Source organism: Streptomyces sp. NPDC051018 (assembly GCF_044456085.1).
In the GTDB taxonomy this organism is placed as follows: Bacteria; Actinomycetota; Actinomycetes; order Streptomycetales; family Streptomycetaceae; genus Streptomyces.
Genome location: NZ_JBITFN010000006.1, coordinates 343203 through 363060 on the forward strand (window position 1 = coordinate 343203; position 19858 = coordinate 363060).

Genomic DNA, 19858 nt, shown 5'->3' on the forward strand with positions numbered 1-19858 from the left:
ATCTATTACGGCGTGAAGGTGGGGGCCGCTCGCTCCGGCCGCTCGCTCCGGCCGCTCGCTCCGGCAACGAGCACCCGGAACCCGGCACCGGGGACCCGGTGGCACGGACGCCAGGCCCGGCGTTCGTCGGCACCCCGCGCGACGGGTGGGGAACCGTCGGCCTCGCGGGCGCCCGGCCCGGCGTGCGGGCACTCGCGGGTGGGAGGGCCTGGCCCGGCCGGTAACGCGGTCCCGGCCGGCTGTCCGTGCCCGCGTCCGGTGGGAACACGGGACGGAGGGCAACCCGATCCCCGCCCCACCGCGTTCCCCTGGCGTGGACGACAGAACACCGGGGCTTCAACGGCTACGAGGACTTCCAGGGTTTCAACGGCGAGGGCGGCAGGATGGGTTCCCAGCGCGACGACGGCGGCTTCGAGGAATTCGTCGCCGCCCGTGGCCCGAGACTTCTTCGAGTCGCCTGGCTGCTGACGGGCGACGCGCATCTCGCGGAGGATCTGCTCCAGACCGTGCTGGCGCGGGTCTGGCCCAAGTGGCAGAAGATCGCCGGGGACCATCCGGAGGCGTATATACGCAAGGCGCTGATCCACACCCATGCCTCCTGGTGGCGCAGACGCTGGCGGGGCGAGGTGCCGCACGGCGAGGTGCCGGAGACCGAGCCCCGGGCGGCGTACGACGTGTACGAGATCGTCGACCTGGAGCAGTCGCTCGCCGCCGCCGTACGCGCTCTGCCGGTACGCCAGCGGGCGGTGGTCGTCCTGCGCTACTTCGAGGACCTGAGCGTCGAGGACACGGCTGCCACGCTCGGTTGCGCCCCTGGCACCGTCAAGAGCCAGTCGGCGAAGGCCCTGCGTACTCTGCGGGCACTGCTGCCCACCGCGATGGCGGAGGGTGGTGACTGCCGTGCGCGATCGTGACCCCCGCCCAGGCGATCGGGGCAGGGCCGGGAACCCGGAACGGCTCGGGAGGCCGGACGGGACCGGGATCCCGGACCGGCACGGCATTGCGGACGGGACCGGCGGGAGCACCGGAGCCGGGGAACGGGAGCTGCGCATCCTGCTGGAGCGCGCCACTCCCCGGCTGGTGTCGCCCGAGGGGCGGTTGGAGCAGATACGGGAACGGATCCGGCGGCGCCGGAGGCGGGCCGTGGGCGCGACCGCGACGGCCGTGACCGTGCTGGCGCTCGCCGGAACACTCCTGCCGGCGGCCCTGCGCGACCCCGGGCCCGTACCGCCCGCCGCGCCCTCCGTCTCCGTGGGACCCAGCGTGTCGTCGCCGTCCGGCACGGCCGGGGAGCACACGGCCGAGTTTCCGCATCTGGCCGGGCTCAGGCTCCGCCTCCCGGAGGGCTGGCAGTCGCTGGAGGTACCGGAGGCCGCGGAATCCAAGGCACCCGCCCGGGGGTTCGCGGCGGACCAGCCCCTCCGCGCGTTCCGGCAGCCGTGTGCGGTCGACGGCGCGCGGACGTGTCTGCCGCTCGGCCGGTTGCGCCCCGGGGGAGCGCTTCTCGAACTGACCCTGGAGAAGAAGCCCGGGAGGTGGCCCCTGAAAGTGAGGAAGCTGGGTCTGCCGCTGGACAGGCTGCCCAAGCCCACGCCCGCCTGCCGGAGTATCGGCGGCGTCTACTCGTACACCGCTGTCATCGCCGGCGCGAAGGGGTCCCGGGCTCTGGTCTCCGTCGCCCTCTGCGGTGCGGAGGACATGCCGGAGCGCACGGTGAACGAGATGACGGACAGCGTCGAGGACGCCCGTTACGCCGAGGCTCCCCGCAGGCAGTCGACGAGTCCGCGGGCCCTGCCCGGAACGCGGCCGGGAACGAACACGCCGACGCTGCCCGGAACATCACCGGGAACGGACAGAACAGGGGAACGGCGATGAAGCGTACGGTCCCGCTCCTCGCGCTGGCCGCGGGGCTGGTCCTCACGGGCTGCCAGATGGGTGATTCCGGCTCCGGCGCGGACGGGGGGAAGTCCGGTCGGGCGCCCGCCGCGGCGATCGACGACGCCGGGTCCGCCAAGGCGTCGTCCACCCCTCCGGGGCCCGCGGAGATACCCGGCCTCGGGCCCGGGACCCGTGCGCGGATAGACGCGGGGACACGGCAGGTGTTCGTCGTGACCGGCGAGTCCATGGACTCCAACCAGTCCACCGGGACGCTGTACGAACGCGATCCGGGACTCGGCTGGAAGCCCGTGACCGAGCCCTGGCCCGCGCGCAACGCCCACCGCGGCTGGACCCCGCACCACCGCCAGGGCGACCTCCGCTCCCCGATAGGCGTCTTCGGCCTCACCGACGCGGGCGGGCGGCTGGCCGATCCGGGGACCTCGCTGCCGTACGACCGGGGGCCGGCGTTCCGCGTCGGCGGTACGAACTTCGAGGGCGAGCCGAAGCGCGGCGCGTTCGACTACGTCGTCGCCGTCAACTACAACCGCAAGCCCGGCACCACCCCGCTCGACTGGACCCGCCCCCTCGGCACGTCCCGTGGCGGCGGGATCTGGATCCATGTGGGTCACGGCGGCGGTACGGAGGGCTGTGTGGGCCTGGCCCGCGAACGGATGAAGGACCTCCTGCGACGCCTGGACCCGGCGGACCGCCCGGTCGTCGTCATGGGCCCGGCGGAGGAACTCGCGCGCTGAGCCCGTAACGGGGGGCGAGCCCGCCTGTCGGGCTTCGCCCCGAACCCCGCGCCTCAATCGCCGGCGAGGCTGGTTCTGCCGGGCTCGTCTGTTGGGTGTCTGCCCCCTGGGCCTGGGCGCCTGGACCCCCGGCGAGGGTCGGGAGTCGGCCGGGCCCGAGCGTCGGGGGTCCGTCCCGGGCCTTGAACGGGCCGGGCTAGAGGCCCCCGCTCAGCTCTCCGGGGACCGGGCCGGGGGGCACCGCGGTCGCGTGTTCGGGGCATGCGTGCTGAACGAGTCCCCGTGCACCGGCGCGCTCGACGTACCCGACCTCCACGGCGGCGGCCGAAAACCGGTGGCAGACGACACAGGCTCCGCCACGCACGGGCGGAAGTTCCCCGGTCAGGCTCTCGGCAGTCACGGATTCACCTCCGCAGCGTCGAACACCACGGCCGGAAGGGGCACACCCGCGGAGATGTAGTAGAGGGTCCGGTGCCGCCGCTGCCGTACGGGGTGGAGCCTGAGCGCGGCTTCCGCCTGCCGCTGGAAGATCGCCCGTGCCTGCTCTTTCGTCGGCCCGGTCCAGGGCCGGAGCCACGGGTCGTCCGGGACGAACGGGGGCTCGGGGGCGGGGTGTTCAGCGAAGTACCTGGCCGTATGCCGTCCGGGCCCGGTGTGGCGTGTCAACGGCAGAAGACGGAACATCCATAAGAGGGCACGGGCGATAGCATCGCGCATGTCGTTTCAGCTCCCTGAAGCTGTCTCGGCGAGCCTCGATGGACCGTTCGCGCGGTCTGTCGGGGCGCTTGTCGTCAGTTGGTGTCCGGGGGCGCCGGGCCTGGTCAGCGGGTCGGACGGTTCACTCAGCCGCGGGGGCGATCACACATGAGGGCGCGTCACGGCGGCCTCCCCGTGCGCCGTGCCCGGTTCTCCTCGCGCACCCGGGCACGTAAGGACCGCAGGACCGGCGAGTCCGAGCCACTTTCAGTCCGCTCCGACCGATCTCCGCCGGCGGTGCGGGGAGTATCCGGACATACTGGGTTCCCGCAGGTGCACAAGGGCCAGTGGAGCGCCGACCGGACCGGGGGCTTGTCGCCCTCGGGGTAGTCGAGATTCACCACCCGCACCCCGGTCCGGCCGTGGTGACGGTGTGGTGCGGATGCCGGTGGTCCGATCGGTCCACGACTGTGTGCTTTGCCGTGAGTTCTCCCGGCACGTTGCTCCCCCTGCCCGTGTTCGGCTGAGTGACGGCAACGCTACGGAGAGGGAAACCCGCCCGTCTGTGGCACTTTGATGACCGGTCACATCGAAGTGCCACACGGATCCGCTACAGGGGCAGGCCCACAACGTCGGCCATGGTCCGCATCTCGGGTGTGAGCGTCCGGCGGCCCTTCAGGATTCGCCTGAGGACGTCCCGGGCGTAGCGCTGATTGGGCAGCCACTCGGGACTGCCGGCCTTGATCTCTTCGAGCTTGCCGAACGCTTCCGTGTACCGGTTGGTCTTGGCGTACGCGTCAGCGATGTCCAGGAAGTGGCGGTTACGGTTGCTGGACGTCACAGCCTTCAGGGCAGGTCCGGGAACTTTTTCCGCCAGTCGCAGTACCACTTCTGGACGGTCGATGACACCGGCGTTCTCGGCGACTTTGAGTTTCACTGTAGTCGGGCCGAATGTCCGCCGGAGCTCGTATTCGTGCGTGTGCTCGCGCCCCAGCAGGATCGCCGCTGCGTGAGCGAACCTGAGCGCGTCGGACGCCTGCCCGGCCTGCGAGTTCCGCACGGCTGCGGCCGACACCCGCAGCAGCATCCACCCCCACGTGCTCAGCTCGGCCGGAGTCGCACGGCTGATGCGCGGTTCGGTCTCGTCGGCCCACTTCACGGCAAGGTCCAGGGCCGTATCCAATTTCCCTTGACGGAGAAGCAGCCAGCACATCGTGTTGATGGTGGCTGCACCCTCCATGCGGTCCGCCGAGTCGTCCAACGCGCGCTGCAAGGCGGTCTCTGCCGCGTCGAACTGGCGCGTCTGGACCATGAGCCACCCGGCGAGCTGCAAGAGCCGTACACGGATGGCCCGTCCGTCCGCTCCCAAGGCTTCCGCGTCCCGCAACAGCGGTGGCAGCACTACGGCGAGACTCGCGAACTCGTCCTTGTGGAAAAGAGGTTCCGCCGAGCTGAGAGCATCGCGTACGCCGGCGACCGTCGGTTGGTCCTCGTCCGATTCAAGAGTGAGCGGGGGCTGTTCGACGGCGGCTCGTACGGCTGCCCACCGTTCCTCGGTGCCTGGCCGGGGGCCCTCTTCGTCCGGGCCGCCGGACAGGCGCATGGTCGGTACGCGGAGTGTGGCGGCGAGTTTCCGCAGGGTCTCCAGGCGGGCGGTCTCCCGCTCCCCTTGCTCCAGTTTCCGGATGATCGACAGTGAGACGCCGGAGGCTTCGGCGAGACCCTGTTGTGTGAGCCCCCGGCGCTTGCGGATTTCCTTGACGTGCTTACCAGCGTCGCTCATATCACGAGAGTACGCCCGCAGTTGCGGCGGGGGCCGGGTACGGCAACGCTTCCCGGCCCCGGGCCGGGCCCTTCCGCCCCCCGTGGCCGGGAACCACCGTGCCCCGGCGGTTTCCGGGTTCCGGAAAGGTCTCCGGGTGGCGGAACCGCCGGGGCGAAGCCAGGGAGGCGGGGGCGGGGTCAGGTGGTGGTGGGCTCCTCCAGGCGGGGGAAGAGCACCGCGCCCTTGGTGACGCGGGAGCCGGGCGGGAGCGCGCCCCACTCGCCCGCGGAGCGCACCCGCTGCGCGGCCAGCTCGCCGAGGGCGGCCTCCGCGCCGAGGGAGTCCCACAGGGCCTCGGACGTCCGGGGCATCACCGGGTTGAGGAGGACGGCCACTGCCCGCAGGGACTCCGCCGCCGTGTAGAGGATCGTCGCCAGCCTGGCCCGGCCCTCGGGGGACTGGTCCTTGGCGACCTTCCAGGGCTCCTGCTCCGTCAGATAGCCGTTGACCTGCTTGACGAAGTCGAAGATCGCCAGGATGCCGCCCTGGAAGTCCAGCTCGTCGCCGATCTTCCGGTCCGCCTCGCCGACCGCCTTCGCCAGTCCGTCCCGTACCGCCTGCTCGGCCTCACCGGACGCCGTCGCCTCCGGGAGCACGCCGTCGAAGTACTTGACGACCATCGCCGCGACCCGGGAGGCGAGATTGCCGTAGTCGTTCGCCAGCTCACTCGTGTACCGGGCGGTGAAGTCCTCCCAGGAGAAGGATCCGTCCTGGCCGAACGCGATCGCGCGCAGGAAGTACCAGCGGTAGGCGTCCACACCGAAGTGGGAGGTGAGGTCCTGCGGCTTGATGCCGGTCAGGTTCGACTTGGACATCTTCTCGCCGCCGACCATCAGCCAGCCGTTCGCCACGACCCGGCCCGGCAGGGGCAGGCCGTTCGCCATCAGCATCGCGGGCCAGATGATCGCGTGGAAGCGCAGGATGTCCTTGCCCACCAGGTGGACGTCGGCGGGGAAGGTCTCCGAGAACTTCGCCGGGTTCTCGTTGTAGCCGACGGCCGTCGCGTAGTTGAGCAGCGCGTCGACCCAGACATAGATGACGTGCTTCTCGTCCCACGGGATCCGGATGCCCCAGTCGAACGTCGAGCGCGAGATGGAGAGGTCCTGAAGGCCCTGCTTGACGAAGTTCACGACCTCGTTGCGCGCGGACTCCGGCTGAATGAAGCCCGGGTTGGCCTCGTAGAACTCCAGCAGCTTCGGACCGTACTCACTGAGCTTGAAGAAGTAGTTCTCCTCCTTCAGCAGCTCCACCGGCTTCTTGTGGATGGGGCAGAGCTTCTGGCCCGCGTACTCGCCCTCCCCGTCGATCAGGTCGCCCGGGAGCTTGTACTCCTCGCAGCCCACGCAGTACGGGCCCTCGTACCCGCCCTGGTAGATCTCGCCCCTGTCGTACAGGTCCTGCACGAACTCCTGCACACGGTCCGTGTGCCGCTTCTCCGTGGTGCGGATGAAATCGTCGTTCGCGATCTCCAGATGCTCCCAGAGGGGCTTCCACGCCTCTTCCACGAGCTTGTCGCACCACTCCTGGGGAGTGACACCGTTCGCCTCGGCCGTGCGCATGATCTTCTGACCGTGCTCGTCCGTGCCGGTGAGGTACCACACCTTCTCGCCGCGCTGGCGGTGCCAGCGGGTGAGCACGTCGCCTGCGACGGTCGTGTAGGCGTGGCCCAGGTGAGGAGCGTCGTTGACGTAGTAGATGGGGGTCGATACGTAGAACGACTGCACGCCGTTCGTCGCCCCCTGCTTCTCGGATCCAGTGGCCGCCATGCCCGAAATCCTAACGGCCCGGGGAGGGCCTCCCGACGGGCCCGGCGTCCAGGGGGCGCCGGGGGGCGGGCCGGTGGGGGCGGGGGTGGGCGTGGGGCGCCCACGGGGCGGGGTCGTACGGGGCCGGGACCGGGCTCGGCCTCTCGGTCGGCGGTCGGCGTCGCGCGGTAGGCGGTCGGCGGGCCGGTCGGCCGTTGGCCGGCTGGTTGATCGTGGAGGGTCACGGCGGCACGGTGACGGCCCGGCCGGGCCCCGCCGGGGCCTGACCGTCACTGTGCCACTGCCGTGCGAGTGCCCAGATACCGGTTCCGGTTCTAGGTCCGGGGCCGTTTTCGGGGCCGGCACTGGGTCCGGTTCCGGCGGGGGCGTTGCGCCGGGCCCGCCGTGCGGGCGCTCCGACCCGGCGGGTGGCCCGGCGGGTGGACGGTCTCCGCCGCCCTACGGCCGCCAGGTCGCGAGCAGCCCGTCGTACAGCTCCGCGTCCGGCAGATCGCGCGGGGCGGGGCCCGCGTGGAAGAACGCGGCGTTGTCCGCCGTGAGCCTGCGGAGGTAGTCGAACGCCTTCGCGTCGTGCTCCCCGAACGCCACGAACTGCCAGAACACCGGCTTGTCCGCGGCGGCCGCCAGCGCGGCAGTGGCGGCGGTCCTGGACTCCGGCGCCCCGTCCGTCTGGAAGATCACGAGCGCGGGCGCCCCGGGGTCGGCCTTCGCGTGGAGGGCGAGCACCTCTTCCACGGCCAGGTGGTAGTTCGTACGCCCCATCCGGCCGAGGGAGCCGTGCAGCTCGTCCACCCGGCCCTCGTAGGAGCCGAGGCTCAGCTCGCCGGTCCCGTCCACCTCGGTGGAGAAGAAGACGACCCCGAGCGGGGCACCGGGGTTCAGCCGCTCGGCGAGCGCGAGTGCCTGCTCCCCGAGGTGCTGGGCGCTTCCGTCCTTGTAGTACGGCCTCATCGAGCCCGACCTGTCGAGTACGAGATACACCCGTGCCCGTGCCGGTGCGCCTGCCCCCGTTCCTGCACCCGCCCCGCCGATTCCGGCCCGCTCCAGCGCGGCTCCCGCGGCGGCGTGGTGCCCGGCGAGCGCGGCCGGGACGCCGGCCTCGGTGGCCGGGGCCGGGTCGGCGTCGGTCACGGTGATCACCTCGTCCTCACCCTCCGGCGCGGCAGGCGCGGTGTCCGCTTCGGCGGCGGCGACGGCGGCGACCGGCTCCGGGGCGGTGACAGGCACCTCCGGCTCGGGCTGCTGCTCCGGCTCGGGCTGCTGCTCCGGCTCGGGCTGCTGCTCGGGCTCGGGCTCGGCGGCGGACACCTCCGGCTCAGCTGTGGCGGCGGGTGTCTCCGGCTCGGTGGCCGGGGTGGGGGTTTCCGCCTCCGCTTCGGCCTCCGCAGTCGCCTCTGCCCCGGCCTCGGATCCGGTCTCTGCCGGTGCCGGTGCCTCGGCGTCCGGGGCGGGGGTGGGGGCGGGCTCCCGGTCGGCCTCGGCAGGGGCGGCGGCCCCCGGGGCGGCGGGCGCGTCGGCGGTGTCCTCGGCATCGGCCGGGGCGGGGGTCTCCGCCTCCGGCTGCTGCTCGGGCTCCGCGAGGGCTTCCGGGCCGGGCTGCTGCTCCGGCTCGGGCTCCGGCTCGGTGGCCGCGGGCGCGTCCGGCGCCTCGACCGCCTCGACGGCGGGCGGCTCGCTCGCGGCCTGGGCCTGGGCCTCGGGCTCGGGCTCGCTGACGGTGGCGTCGGATACGTCGGACGCGGGCTCGTCGGCCGTGGCGGCGGTCGGCTCGGTCTCGTCCGCGACGACGGGCTCCTGACCCCCTTCCGCTTCGGCTTCCGTTTCGGCTGCTGTTTCTGCTTCTGCCTTCGGCTCCGGAGCCGTGGAGACCGCGGGGGCGGGGGCCGCCTCCTCGTCGGGGGTGGCGGCCTCGGCCGCCGGCTCCTTCTCCTGCTTCTCCTGCTTCGGTACGGCGGCGGTCGGCTCCGGCTGCTCCGTACGGGGCTCGGGGGCCGGGCCCGTCTGGCCGGGGGTCTGTTCGGAGCGGGCCTGGGCGGGGACCGAGGGAGTGCGAGGGCGGGGCTGGGGGTTGTCGAAGGCCGCCGAGACCAGATCCGCCGCGCGGTCCACCGGGGACGCGGGCGAGGACGCGCCGGACTCCGAGGTGGACGTAACCCCTTCGGCGGACGCGGATGTGGACGCGGAGGCGGAGGCGGTCCCAGTCCCGGACCCGGCCCGGGACCGGGACCGGGACTCGGGTCCCGACGACGCCGTGGCCCCTGCCCCCGACGACGAAGCCGCGGCCCCCGACACGGCCCCGGACCCGGTCGTGGTCGCGGACTCCGTCTCCGTCCCCCCAGTGGCCGAATCTGTACGCTCCGACTGGGGCGGGACCGAAGCTGTCGCCGACTCGTTGGGCTCCGAGCGGTCGCGACCGAACACCTTGCGCAGCAAACTCCGAATGCCCATGTGCGAGCCCTTTCGTATGAGTTGAGTGCGGTGAATGTCCGCACTTGGGCCAAGCAGTCCCTGGGGTGTCCCGGCCAGGGCGGACACGTAAGGTTAGCGGCCACCCGCCGCGGGACCCCGCAGGGGCGGCCACCCGGCGTCCGCGCGTAACCCGCTGTACGACACCCCCGTCCTCCCCCGGGAACCCGTCGTCGCCGTGGCCGAGACCGCACTACTGACTGTCCGGGATTCATCGGCCGTTCATTCGGCGTCCGCCGCATTGCACCCGTACGCCCCTAACGTCGCGGACGGAGATATTCCGACACGATGTCGGCGCGGTTGTGCGCCGGAGGAGGACGAAGTGCGCAAGCTGCTGCCGCTGTTGAACGCCGGATCCCACGCGGGCGGGCGTTCCGCTCTCACCTGCCGCTACCGCTGCGGTGACGCCTGCTTCCAGGAGGTCCCGAACACCAGCGACAACGAGTACTCCGGTGACATCATCGCCGCCGCCATGTCCCGGCGCTCGATGGTGCGCGCCGCGGCCGTCGTGACGGTCGCCGCCGCCGCGGGTGCCGCGACCGTCGCGGGTTCCGGCGGGAGCCCGGCGTCCGCCGCGCCCGTCGCCGGCCCGAACGGCCATGGCCGGGGTCACGACAAGGGCGGCTCCGACGGCGCCCGTGGTCTGCGGTTCACGCCCGTCGCGCCCAACCGGGACGACAAGGTCACCGTCCCCAGCGGCTACACCCAGAACATCGTCATCCGCTGGGGTGACCCCATCCTGCGCGGCGCGCCCTCCTTCAACCCCGACAAGCAGACCGCGAAGGCCCAGGCGGGTCAGTTCGGGTACAACAACGACTTCCTCTCCCTGCTCCCGCTCCACGGTGAGCGCGGCCGGCAGCTCCTCGTCGCCAATCACGAGTACACCGACGAGGTCCTGATGTTCCGGGGATACAACCCGGCCAATCCCACCCGCGAGCAGGTCGAGACCGCCTGGGCCGCGCACGGGCTCTCCGTCGTCGTGGTCGAGGAGGAGCGCAAGTCGGGCGGGCTGACGCCCGTCACCCGCCACCACCTCAACCGCCGCCTCACCGCCACCAGCACCTTCACGGTCACCGGCCCGGCCGCGGGCAGCGCGCTGCTGAAGACGTCCACGGACCCGAGCGGTACCAAGGTCCTCGGCACCCTCAACAACTGCGCGGGCGGCACCACGCCCTGGGGCACCACGCTCCACGGCGAGGAGAACTTCAACCAGTACTTCGCCCACGGCTCCAGCGCCACCGACAAGCGCTACGGCATCGGCTCCGGCGAGTCCGAGCGCAAGTGGGAGCGGTTCGACAAGCGCTTCGACGTGCGGCAGGAGCCGAACGAGTCCCACCGCCACGGCTGGGTCGTCGAGCTGGACCCGTACGACCCCGACTTCGTTCCCGCCAAGCGCACCGCGCTCGGCCGCTTCAAGCACGAGGCCGCGCAGCCGCGTCTGACCGACGACGGCCGTCCGGTCGTCTACATGGGTGACGACGAGCGGTTCGACTACTTCTACAAGTTCGTCTCGTCGAAGGCGATGAAGAAGGGAAACTCCCGCTCGGCGCGCGAGCACAACCGCACGCTGCTGGACGAGGGCACGCTGTATGTAGCCAAGCTGACCGGCGACAGCCCGGCGAGCGAGTTCGACGGCAGCGGCAAGCTCCCGAACGACGGTGAGTTCGACGGCTCCGGCATCTGGATCCCGCTGGCCACCGGCAACACCTCCCATGTCCCCGGTATGACCGCCGAGGAGGTGTACGTCTTCACCCGGCTGGCCGGTGACAAGGTCGGCGCCACCAAGATGGACCGCCCCGAGGACGTCGAGCCGTCCCCGCGCACCGGCCGGGTCTATGTGGCCCTGACGAACAACACCGACCGCGGCAAGGCGGGCCAGCCCGCCGCGGACGAGGCCAACCCCGTCAACGGAAACAAGCACGGCCACATCCTGGAACTGGCCGAGAACTGGGACGACCCGGCGGGCGACGGCTTCGCCTGGCGGCTCTTCCTCGTGGCGGGCGACCCGAAGGACTCCTCGACCTACTTCGCGGGCTTCCCCAAGGACAAGGTCAGCCCCATCTCCTGCCCGGACAACGTCGCCTTCGACCCCCACGGCAATCTGTGGATCTCCACGGACGGCAACAAGCTGGGCTCCCACGACGGCCTCTTCGGTGTCGCCACCCACGGTGAGCGGCGCGGTGAGCTGAAGCAGTTCCTGACCGTGCCGATCGGCGCGGAGACCTGTGGGCCGATCATCCAGGAGCGCCGTGTCCTGGTGGCGGTGCAGCACCCGGGTGAGCTGGACGGTGCGTCCGTCGAGAAGCCCGCGAGTGCCTGGCCCGACGGACCGGGCCGGATCGTCCGTCCGTCGGTCGTCGCCGTCTGGCGCAAGGACGGCCGCGACATCGGCGCCTGATTCCCCTGACGGGAGCCCGCCCCCGGAAAGCTCCGGGGGCGGGCTCCCGGGGTTTTCGGGGCCCCGGGCTTCCCGGGTTCCGGTGCTCCGGTGCTCCGAGTCCCGTGCTTCCCGGGTTCCGGCTCCCGGGGCTCCGGAACTCTCGGGCTCCCGGTTCCGGTGGGGCTGGGCCCGGTGGGACGGGTTCCGAAGGGGCGGGGGATATTTCCTCCGCCCCTTCGCCGTGCGGGTCGTAGAGTCGGGAGCATGGCTGCACAGGGTTCGTCCACACCGGCAGGTGAGTCCGTACGCGTCGACGCCTGGATCTGGTCCGTACGTCTGACGAAGACCCGTTCCCAGGCCGCGTCCGCCTGTAAGGCGGGCCATGTGCGCGTCAACGGCGACCGGGTCAAACCCGCCCACACCCTGCGCCCGGGTGACCAGGTACGTCTCTTCCACGCGGGGCGCGAGCGGCTCGTCGTCGTCTCCAGGATCGTGCGCAAGCGGGTGGGCGCGCCGGTGGCCGTCCAGTGTTACGTGGACAACAGCCCGCCGCCCCCGCCCAGGGAGTTCACGGCCCCCATCGCCGTCCGCGACCGCGGCACGGGCCGCCCCACCAAACGCGACCGCCGCGAACTGGAACGCCTCCAGGGCAACCAGTAGCCCGGCCCGCCCGGCGCCGGTGACCCCTGTGCCGGGCGCCGGTGACCCCTGTGCCGGCCGGACGCTCCGGTGTCGTCCGGTGACCCTGGCGCCGCTGCCGGGCGCCGACTCGGACGCCGGCTGTCGCCCCCGGTGTCGTCGCTCGACCGCTGATCCCGGTTGAGCCAGGAAACCCGGGCCGGAGTCGCCGGGAGCCGTCCGGAGCAGCCGTCGGCGCGCGGGCGGGCGCCCCGGCTCGTGTGAGCCGGTGGGGAGGTCTCGCTCCGGGCGGGTCCGGGGCCTACGGGCCGTCCGGCTCATCGGCCCGGTTACCCGGACGCGATCGCCCGCGCCGCCGTCACCTCGTGTCTCAGTGGTGCGAGCACCCCTTCCTCCTCGCCCGCCAGCACCGCCCGTACCTCCACCAGGGTCTCGCTGCTCCGCACCCCCCGTGCCAGCCCTCTCAGCTCCCGCTCCACCTCGGCGACCTCCTCTGGGGAGGGTGCCTTCGCACCGTGGTCGACCCGGACCCGGGCCGCTGTCGTCGCGTCCACGATGCGTTCGACGGCGACCACGAGGGGCCACCAGGCGGCGGCCCGGGCTCCGACCGGCGGGGGTTCGGTCAGGGCGCGCTGGAACTCGGACCGTACGGACGACAGATCGCGGTAGATCCGCCGTCGCCGCCGAACCCGCTCCCCCTGATCGCCCCGGGGATCGAACGCGTACGCCACATACCCCGCGATCTCCTCCACCGCCGCCGCGAGCCGGTCCCCGATCCGGGTGTGCCAGCTCTCGGGCCACAGCAGATAGCCCGCGACCAGGGCGATCCCACAGCCGATGAGGCTGTCCAGGAGCCGTGGCACCACCAGACCGAAGCCCTCGTGGCTGAGGATGTCGGAGAGCAGCAGGATGACGGGGGTGATCGCCGCGGTCTGGAAGGCGTACCCCTTCGCCGAGAACGCCGGGATCAGCGCCGCCAGCACCAGCATCACCGGCACGTCCCACCAACCGCGCGGCACCTCCGCGAGCACGGCCGCCGCCACCAGGAGGCCCGCCGCCGTGCCGAGCGCACGCAGCACCGCCCGGGAGAACACGGAACCGAAGTCCGGCTTCATGACAAAGGTGACGGTGAGCGCGACCCAGTACGACCGGGGCACGGCCACCAGCGACACCAGAGCCTGCGCCAGCCCCACGCACAGCGCCAGCCGCAGCCCGTAACGCCAGGACCCCTCGGAGAACAGCAGCGCCCGCGCCGCGCTCCGGAAACGGATCCTTGGCGCGGCGGGCCGCCCGAGCCGGTCGTCGGCCGTGTCGTACGGATCGGGCTCGGCCCTGTGGACCACGGCCGCCGCGTGCCGGAGCGCGGCCTCGACGGCACGGTCTGCGGGGCCCTCCGGCCGGGGCAGCCCCGATAGATCGGGCACCTCGTCCCGGCTCTCGGCGACCGCCGCCCCCAACTCCTCCACCGCGTCGGCGATCTCGGGGCTCCGGGAGGCCCGGCCGTACAGATGCGCCGCCGCCGCGGCCTCCACCAGCGGAATGAGCACATTGAGCTGGGCGAGCAGCCCGACAAGGGGGCCGCGCCGCCCGTGATCGCGGGCGCGGTGCGCGAGGATCAGGTCGTACGCGGTGTTGAGCGACTCCGTCACGGCCTGCCGCTTCTCCCCGTACGCCTCGGTGCCCGCCGCCCGGAAGAGACCGGCGACACCGCGATACGCCTCGGCGACGGCGGCCCGCTCCGGCAGCCGCCCGCGCAACGGCCAGCCCAGCAGGGTCAGCAGGAGCACGAACAGTCCGCCGAGCGTCAGCAGCAGCGGGGCCTTCCACCAGGGGGACGGCATCGCGAGCCCCGCGCCCACCACCGCGTTGAGCAGGAGCAGCAGTCCGGAGACGGAGGCGACCGCACCGATCGACGAGATCATTCCGGAGACCAGGGCGACCAGGGTCAGCACGGCGACCGCGAGCCAGCCCTCCCCGTACACCAGGGTGCCGAGGGTGACTCCGATGGCGCCGAAGAGCTGCGGGACGGCGATATTGAAGATCCGCAGCCGGTACGCGTCGGCGGTGTCGCTGATCACGCCGGACAGCGCACCCATCGACACCAGCGCGCCGTACACCGGCTGACCCACTGCCAGGCCCGCGGCGAGCGGTACGGTGAGCGCCACCCCCGCCCGGCCGACCGCGGCCCACGGCACGGGGGCGGACTGCGGCCGGAGGCTGATGAGCAGCCACTCGGGCGGGGACAGCCGTCCCGGTCGGGTCTTGATGGTCGTTCGGGTCTCCCTGGTCCGGTCACCTCACTGATCCGGTCACCTCATGTGTCGAGTGATGCGGTGTGGCACCACCCCTCGGTAACGTCACCCCCGGCACGTCCCCCTCGGCGATGTCAGTCCTCGCCGTGGAGCTCCAGTTCCACGAGCAGGGAGCGGTGGTCCGTGTCGGCCAGTTCCAGGAACCGTGCCTTGGTGACCGAGAACTGTTCGCTGATCAGCACATGGTCGATCTGGGTGCCCAGGGGGCGGCCCACGGATGTCGGCCAGGACGGGGTGCGGGAGGCGCCGCCGAGCGCCGCGCCGTCGCGCAGGGCTCCCGCGTCCATTATTCGGCGGAAGGCGGCATGGTCCTGGGAGGCGTTGAAGTCTCCCGCGACGATGGCCGCGGAGCCCTTCACCTCGGCCGCGTACTCCTGCATACGACCCAGTTCCCTGCGCCAGTCGTCGACGCCGCTGGGGATCGGCGGCAGCGGATGCGCCAGCTGGAGGTGGACCTCCTGGCCCGCGATTTCGGTCACCGAGCCCGGCATCGCGAGGGTGGACTCGATCCCGGGGGCCTTGCGCAGGGGATACTTGCTGAGGATGGCCGAGCCATAGGCCAGATCGCCCTCGACGACATTGCGGTAGGGGTAGTCGGCCCGGGGGATCCGGGAAGCGAGCCCTTCCGAGCACTCGGCCGCGCACTCCTGGACGAAGACCAGATCGGGCTTCTCGCGCTTGATCGTCGCTATCAGTCCGTCCGTGCCGTTGCCGAATTCCACGTTCGACGTGAGGACTTCGAGGTCGGCGACGACCCGGCCGGGCGGGTCGTCCGCCAGCCCGGTGTCGTACGGCCGGACGAACCAGCCGGTGACTCCGAGCACCGCCGCCGCCCAGATCAGACCCGCGCGCCAGCGGGCGAGGAGCGTCAGCAGCAGGGCGGCCCCGGCGGGCAGCAGCAGCCAGGGGAGGAAGGCCAGCAGCTGGGGGACCGGGGTGACGGCATCGGTGTCCGCCACCCGGCATGCCACGACCGCGGTCGGCACGATCAGCAGCAGAACCGCGAGCCAGACGGCGGCGGCCCGGCCGCCCCGGCGGCGCACAGGGGCCGTCGGCCGGGCGGCGGGTGCCGCTGTCGAGATGGCGCTGTCCACAACCGGCCTCCGGGCGTCGGGTCGATCTTCCGAGTCACACGGCCGGGTCGGGCTCCGGGTCTGGGGCCCGGTGTCCTCGTGAACCGATCCGTGTACGTATGTCACCGCGGTGTCCTGGCCCCGCCGCGCCGGTCCATCCGGCCGCGCGGCCATGTCACCATCGGCTTGGTCTTCCGGCTTTCGTCTTCACTGTGATGACGTCAGTCTCCCCGACATCGTTCCTGCTCCAACGGCCGTGGCGTCCACTCGCCGTATCCGGAACGCGCACCTCAGCGGTGCCGCCCGGCCCGTGGAGCAAGGGATGCACCGACGGTTCGCGAGTGCGTCCGGGGCGAACTCGCCCCGCCTCGGAGCGACCGCGCGCCGGGGCGGCGATCGGGCGGGTGGCTCACCTCAGAAACGGTACGTCCCTCGGGGCGACCCGGTGGCGGGGGCCGGAGGCGCGCAGGACGACATCGAGGACACGGTCGGGGAGAGCCGCGTAACTATGCGCGAACCATGGCATGTTCGCCTCCACGACCGCCCAGTGCTCGCCGCCGGAAACGCCGTCGGACCTGCCGTCGGAGAATCTGCCGCCGCTGGATCTGACGCTGCGGGACCTGACGCCGAGGGAGCTGCCGTCGTCGGCGCGGTCGGGGTCATGACCGCTGTGGTCCCATCCGTCGTGGTCGGCTGCGTCTGCGCCGTCTCCGTGTCCGCCGGCCCTCTGCCGGCCGTTGCCGTCGTCTCCGTGGAGGTCACCGGCACCGGCCAGGCGGCCTATGTCGACGACCACCGCGCTCGGGAGGGTGCGCCCGGCGGTGTCGAGCAGCCGGCGCCCGAAGTCCCGTGCGCCCGGGGTGAGCGGGCCGGGGTCCAGCCGCCCGTACACGGCGTAGCGGCTGCCGGTGACCACCTCGCCGTCCAGTACGAAGAGCCGGTACTCGGCGGTGAACTCGACGACATCGCTGATCAGCACGGGGGTGCCGGGGCCGATGCGCTCGCCCTCACGCGGCAGCTCGCGGCCCGTCGCGTACACGGCGGCGGGCACTGACTTGTCCGACGGCGGTTTGACGAACGCGGGGCCCTCCAGAGCCCAGGCGTCCGCGAGCGTCGCCAGAGCGACTCGGCGGCGGGTGAGTTCGTACGGCAGGGTACTGAGCCACTCGTCACGGGGCTCCAGCAGTCCGACCCCCAGCCGCTCCCTGACCCCCGCCCGCCGGGCGGCGAGCGGCCCGCCGTACCAGTGCACCTCCGGCCCCGTCCCGGCCTCGGCGATGACATGGAGCCCACGGTCAGCGGCGGCGGAGGCGAGGAGGACGGCGGTGCTGGTACGGGGGTGAGGGACGAGGAAGTCGGGCATGGGGTGACGGTAGCCGGTGCCCGCCACCCGGCCTCCGGCGCAGGGGGCGGGGCTGGGGGAGACGGGCCCCGGCGAACCGGGCCCGGTTCAGAAGCCGACGGCCTCATACGGTGGCAGCCAGCGGCCCGTAGGCATGGGGTGGGGGAGGGCTGCGGTGAGGTTTCACGTGAAACACCCGCGAGGGAGTCTGAGGTCCCGCGCGTGGGGCTGGTGGGAGGTGGGTCAGGCCGGGGCGGGGACCAGGGCCCGGCGGCGCCTGTGCCGGAGCCCCAGGGCCGCCACCGAGACGCCGACACCCATCAGCCACCACGATGTCACCCGCAATGTCGAGGTCAGCGCGTCGAAGGCCGCGTGCGCGGCTGGGCGGTTCACACCGGCGGGGAGGTCATCGAGGGTCAGGCCACGGGTGAGGGTGATCGTGAGAAGCAGCAGCAGGCCGCCCCCCGCGAGGGCGAGCGCGAGAGCGGGAAACCGCTGAGGGGCGAGGGAAAGGGCGAGTACCGCCAGCAGCAGGGTGGCCAGCGGAAGCCAGATCCCCGCGACCTGGAGGGTGTCGAACACCTCGCGCGCCGCGCCCAGCCTGTCGGAATCGAGGATCGTGATCCGCGCGTTCCCTACCGGGATCTGGTGTGCGTACGGTACGCCGTCCGCGCTCAGCTGGGACTTCAGCTGTTCGATCACGGGAGCGAGATCGATACTCGCCGTATCGCCGTTATGGCTGGTCAGTGCCTTCTCCACTGCGGTGTGGGCGGCCTGGTTGACCGTGTTCCACGCGGTCCGATACGCGTCCGTCCCGGCGAAGGAGAGCACCGCGTCATGCACCAGATCCCGTAGGCCGTCCTGGGCGGGCGAGGAGGCGAGCTGGCTCATCACCTCGTCGGTGATGCGGTCGGCGACCGCGTTCTCCATGGCGCTGTTGGAGGCCAGGGGGGCCATCGCGGAAACATATCCGTCGGTGTCTCCGATCTCCCGGTCCGCCCAGACCGCGAGCGCGCTCAGGGGGGTGAGCAGGGCGACGAGGACTATCAGCACTGTTGAGAAGAAGCTCCGCACCCCTCCAGGGAACGCGGGCCACGGCCGGGGCGCGAGCGGTGTGCGGCCGACTGGGCTCTTCTGGGCATGTCGGAGGCGGGGCGGCCCGGGGCAGTCCCCCCGGCGACTTCCCGGGCGGAAGCCCGGGGCAGGACCCTCGGGCGGGGTGCCGTACCGGGTGTCCGTAGCCGTCGGTGCGCCCTCCCTTGAGTCACGGCTTCAGTCCCGGCGTGAGTCCCGGCGTGAGTCCCGGGCCCGGCGCCGTCGTCCTGTACCCGGCCGGAAGGTCCTGTGGTTCAGGCCGGGCGGCCTCGAGCCCCCCCCGCGGTGCGGTGCCGCGCCCCCGGCCGTGGTGGCGGTCGCCCTCGGGGCCGTACGACTTGCCGGGGTGGGGCCGTGGGTGTGCCCTGAAGGGAAAGGACAGGAGAGGGAAGGAGTACCCCGCCATGGCCGCTCCAGCAACGATGGCCACCCGGCACCGTGGATCTCTCACCTGGGCGATCCCCCTTGCCCTGGGCACGCTCTTCGGCTTCTACGCCGGCTTCCTCCGCCGCACCGGCGAGGCTCTGAACTGGTGGGATGTGCTCTACGGAGTGGTCGCGGGCATCGTCTTCACCGCCGTCGCGTACGGCCTCGGCCGTATCCAGGGCGCCCTCATACGCGAGGTGCGCGCCACCGCGTACGGCGCACTGTGCGGTATGGCGGTCGGGTTTCTCCACAGCCTGACCGGCGCCAGCGTGCTTCAGTCCGTGTGGATGGGGCTGATCTTCGCCCTCGTCACGGGCGTGGCCTCGTTCTATGCCTTCTATGTGCACGAGGACTAGCGCACCCTCTCGCCGGTTGCGTGAGGACTGGCGCTGGTCCTCGCTGGATGCGCGAGGGCCAGGGCATGCCCTTGGGCGTTCTTTCCTGTGACCTGACTCGACCCGACCCGTTCCGACCTGCGGTTCTTTCATCCTGCGCGGTTGCCAGATCAGATCTGGCGACCGCGCGTCGGCATCTCGCGCCTCTGGTGTGAAGGGCAACGCCGGACATCGGGATCCGGGAAGAACGACAGGAATCCCGCCGACCGGAAACGGACGACGGGAATCGAAGGAGGAGGCGCGCCATGGAGGAGCCCCGGGGGCGGGAGATGTCGCCGTTGCGTGTCGCCGTGATCATCGGGAGTACACGTGAAGGGCGTATCGGGGACGAGATCGGCCGCTGGTTCACCAAGCTGGCCGGGGGGCGTTCGGAGCTGGAGCTGTCGGTCGTCGATCTGGTCGACTGCGACTTCCCGGTCCGCTACCCGGACCGGGCGACGAGGGAGATCCGCGACTTCACGGCACAGGTGGCCGGTGCCGACGCGTACGTCATCGTTACTCCCGAATACAATCGCTCGTTCCCCGCCTCACTGAAGCAGGCCATTGACTACGCCTACGATGAGTGGCACGCCAAGCCGGTCGCGTTCGTGAGCTATGGGCACGGCTCCTCGGGTCTCTACGCCGTGGAGCAGCTGCGCTCGGTCTTCACCGAGCTGCATACGGTCACTCTGCGCAATGGGGTGGGCATCAACCTCCTCGACGAGCCGGGTGAAGCCCGCGACCGCGCCGCGGAGCGGATGCTCGACCAGCTCGGCTGGTGGGGGGTCGCCCTGCGGGAGGCCCGCGCCGCGCGACCGTACATCTGCTGAACGG

General features: G+C 71.9%; 15 protein-coding genes. 7 read left to right on the forward strand and 8 right to left on the reverse strand.

Annotated elements, in window-relative coordinates; genetic code table 11:
- The first annotated feature begins 383 nt into the window (after positions 1 to 383).
- The 3 genes from ACIBCM_RS13810 to ACIBCM_RS13820 are packed head-to-tail and all read left to right on the forward strand — an operon-like array spanning position 384 to position 2630.
- Complete coding sequence (locus ACIBCM_RS13810; RefSeq protein ID WP_399242637.1) at positions 384 to 914, forward strand: SigE family RNA polymerase sigma factor; 531 nt, start codon at positions 384 to 386, stop codon at positions 912 to 914.
- Positions 901 to 1875 (forward strand): hypothetical protein, encoded by a 975-nt coding sequence (locus ACIBCM_RS13815; RefSeq protein WP_399242639.1) that lies wholly within the window; start codon positions 901 to 903, stop codon positions 1873 to 1875. Before ACIBCM_RS13810 ends, ACIBCM_RS13815 begins: the two co-directional genes overlap by 14 nt.
- A complete protein-coding gene (locus ACIBCM_RS13820) occupies positions 1872 to 2630 on the forward strand; it encodes a L,D-transpeptidase family protein (RefSeq protein WP_399242641.1) in 759 nt (252 codons plus the stop codon). Before ACIBCM_RS13815 ends, ACIBCM_RS13820 begins: the two co-directional genes overlap by 4 nt.
- 396 nt (positions 2631 to 3026) lie before the next feature.
- Here the strand turns inward: ACIBCM_RS13820 and ACIBCM_RS13825 are convergent, their stop codons facing one another.
- The 4 genes from ACIBCM_RS13825 to ACIBCM_RS13840 form a co-directional block, all read right to left on the reverse strand.
- Entirely contained in the window at positions 3027 to 3314 is a 288-nt protein-coding gene (locus tag ACIBCM_RS13825; protein ID WP_399242643.1) for a hypothetical protein, read from the reverse strand.
- Positions 3315 to 3936: 622 nt separating this feature from the next.
- On the reverse strand, positions 3937 to 5109 hold the full coding sequence (locus ACIBCM_RS13830) for a helix-turn-helix domain-containing protein (RefSeq protein ID WP_399242644.1): 1173 nt from the start codon (positions 5107 to 5109) through the stop codon (positions 3937 to 3939).
- Between the two features lie 179 nt (positions 5110 to 5288).
- The gene (metG, locus tag ACIBCM_RS13835) at positions 5289 to 6917 is read right to left on the reverse strand and encodes a methionine--tRNA ligase (RefSeq protein ID WP_399242646.1); all 1629 of its coding nucleotides are present in this window, start codon (positions 6915 to 6917) and stop codon (positions 5289 to 5291) included.
- Between the two features lie 438 nt (positions 6918 to 7355).
- Positions 7356 to 9026, reverse strand: a complete 1671-nt coding sequence (locus ACIBCM_RS13840; protein WP_399242648.1) for a VWA domain-containing protein — start codon at positions 9024 to 9026, stop codon at positions 7356 to 7358.
- 679 nt (positions 9027 to 9705) lie between these two features.
- Between ACIBCM_RS13840 and ACIBCM_RS13845 the strand changes: the two genes are divergently transcribed.
- Entirely contained in the window at positions 9706 to 11781 is a 2076-nt protein-coding gene (locus ACIBCM_RS13845) for a PhoX family protein (RefSeq protein WP_399242650.1), read from the forward strand.
- 246 nt (positions 11782 to 12027) lie between these two features.
- Positions 12028 to 12423 (forward strand): RNA-binding S4 domain-containing protein, encoded by a 396-nt coding sequence (locus tag ACIBCM_RS13850; RefSeq protein WP_399242652.1) that lies wholly within the window; start codon positions 12028 to 12030, stop codon positions 12421 to 12423.
- A gap of 308 nt (positions 12424 to 12731) precedes the next feature.
- Here ACIBCM_RS13850 and ACIBCM_RS13855 read toward each other — a convergent pair whose 3' ends face one another.
- The 4 genes from ACIBCM_RS13855 to ACIBCM_RS13870 all read right to left on the reverse strand — a co-directional run bounded on the left by ACIBCM_RS13855 (position 12732) and on the right by ACIBCM_RS13870 (position 18203).
- Complete coding sequence (locus tag ACIBCM_RS13855) at positions 12732 to 14648, reverse strand: FUSC family protein (protein ID WP_399242723.1); 1917 nt, start codon at positions 14646 to 14648, stop codon at positions 12732 to 12734.
- Positions 14649 to 14788: 140 nt separating this feature from the next.
- Entirely contained in the window at positions 14789 to 15808 is a 1020-nt protein-coding gene (locus ACIBCM_RS13860; protein WP_399242654.1) for an endonuclease/exonuclease/phosphatase family protein, read from the reverse strand.
- Between the two features lie 388 nt (positions 15809 to 16196).
- Entirely contained in the window at positions 16197 to 17150 is a 954-nt protein-coding gene (locus ACIBCM_RS13865; RefSeq protein ID WP_399242656.1) for an ATP-grasp domain-containing protein, read from the reverse strand.
- 222 nt (positions 17151 to 17372) lie between these two features.
- Positions 17373 to 18203: a hypothetical protein gene (locus ACIBCM_RS13870; protein WP_399242658.1), complete on the reverse strand. Its 831-nt coding sequence runs from the start codon at positions 18201 to 18203 to the stop codon at positions 17373 to 17375.
- A 425-nt stretch (positions 18204 to 18628) separates the two neighbouring features.
- Here ACIBCM_RS13870 and ACIBCM_RS13875 point away from each other — a divergent pair, with 425 nt between their 5' ends.
- Both ACIBCM_RS13875 and ACIBCM_RS13880 read left to right on the forward strand, forming a co-directional pair.
- A complete protein-coding gene (locus ACIBCM_RS13875) occupies positions 18629 to 19006 on the forward strand; it encodes a hypothetical protein (RefSeq protein WP_399242660.1) in 378 nt (125 codons plus the stop codon).
- Between the two features lie 284 nt (positions 19007 to 19290).
- Positions 19291 to 19854, forward strand: a complete 564-nt coding sequence (locus ACIBCM_RS13880) for an NADPH-dependent FMN reductase (RefSeq protein ID WP_399242662.1) — start codon at positions 19291 to 19293, stop codon at positions 19852 to 19854.
- The last annotated feature ends 4 nt before the right edge of the window (positions 19855 to 19858 follow it).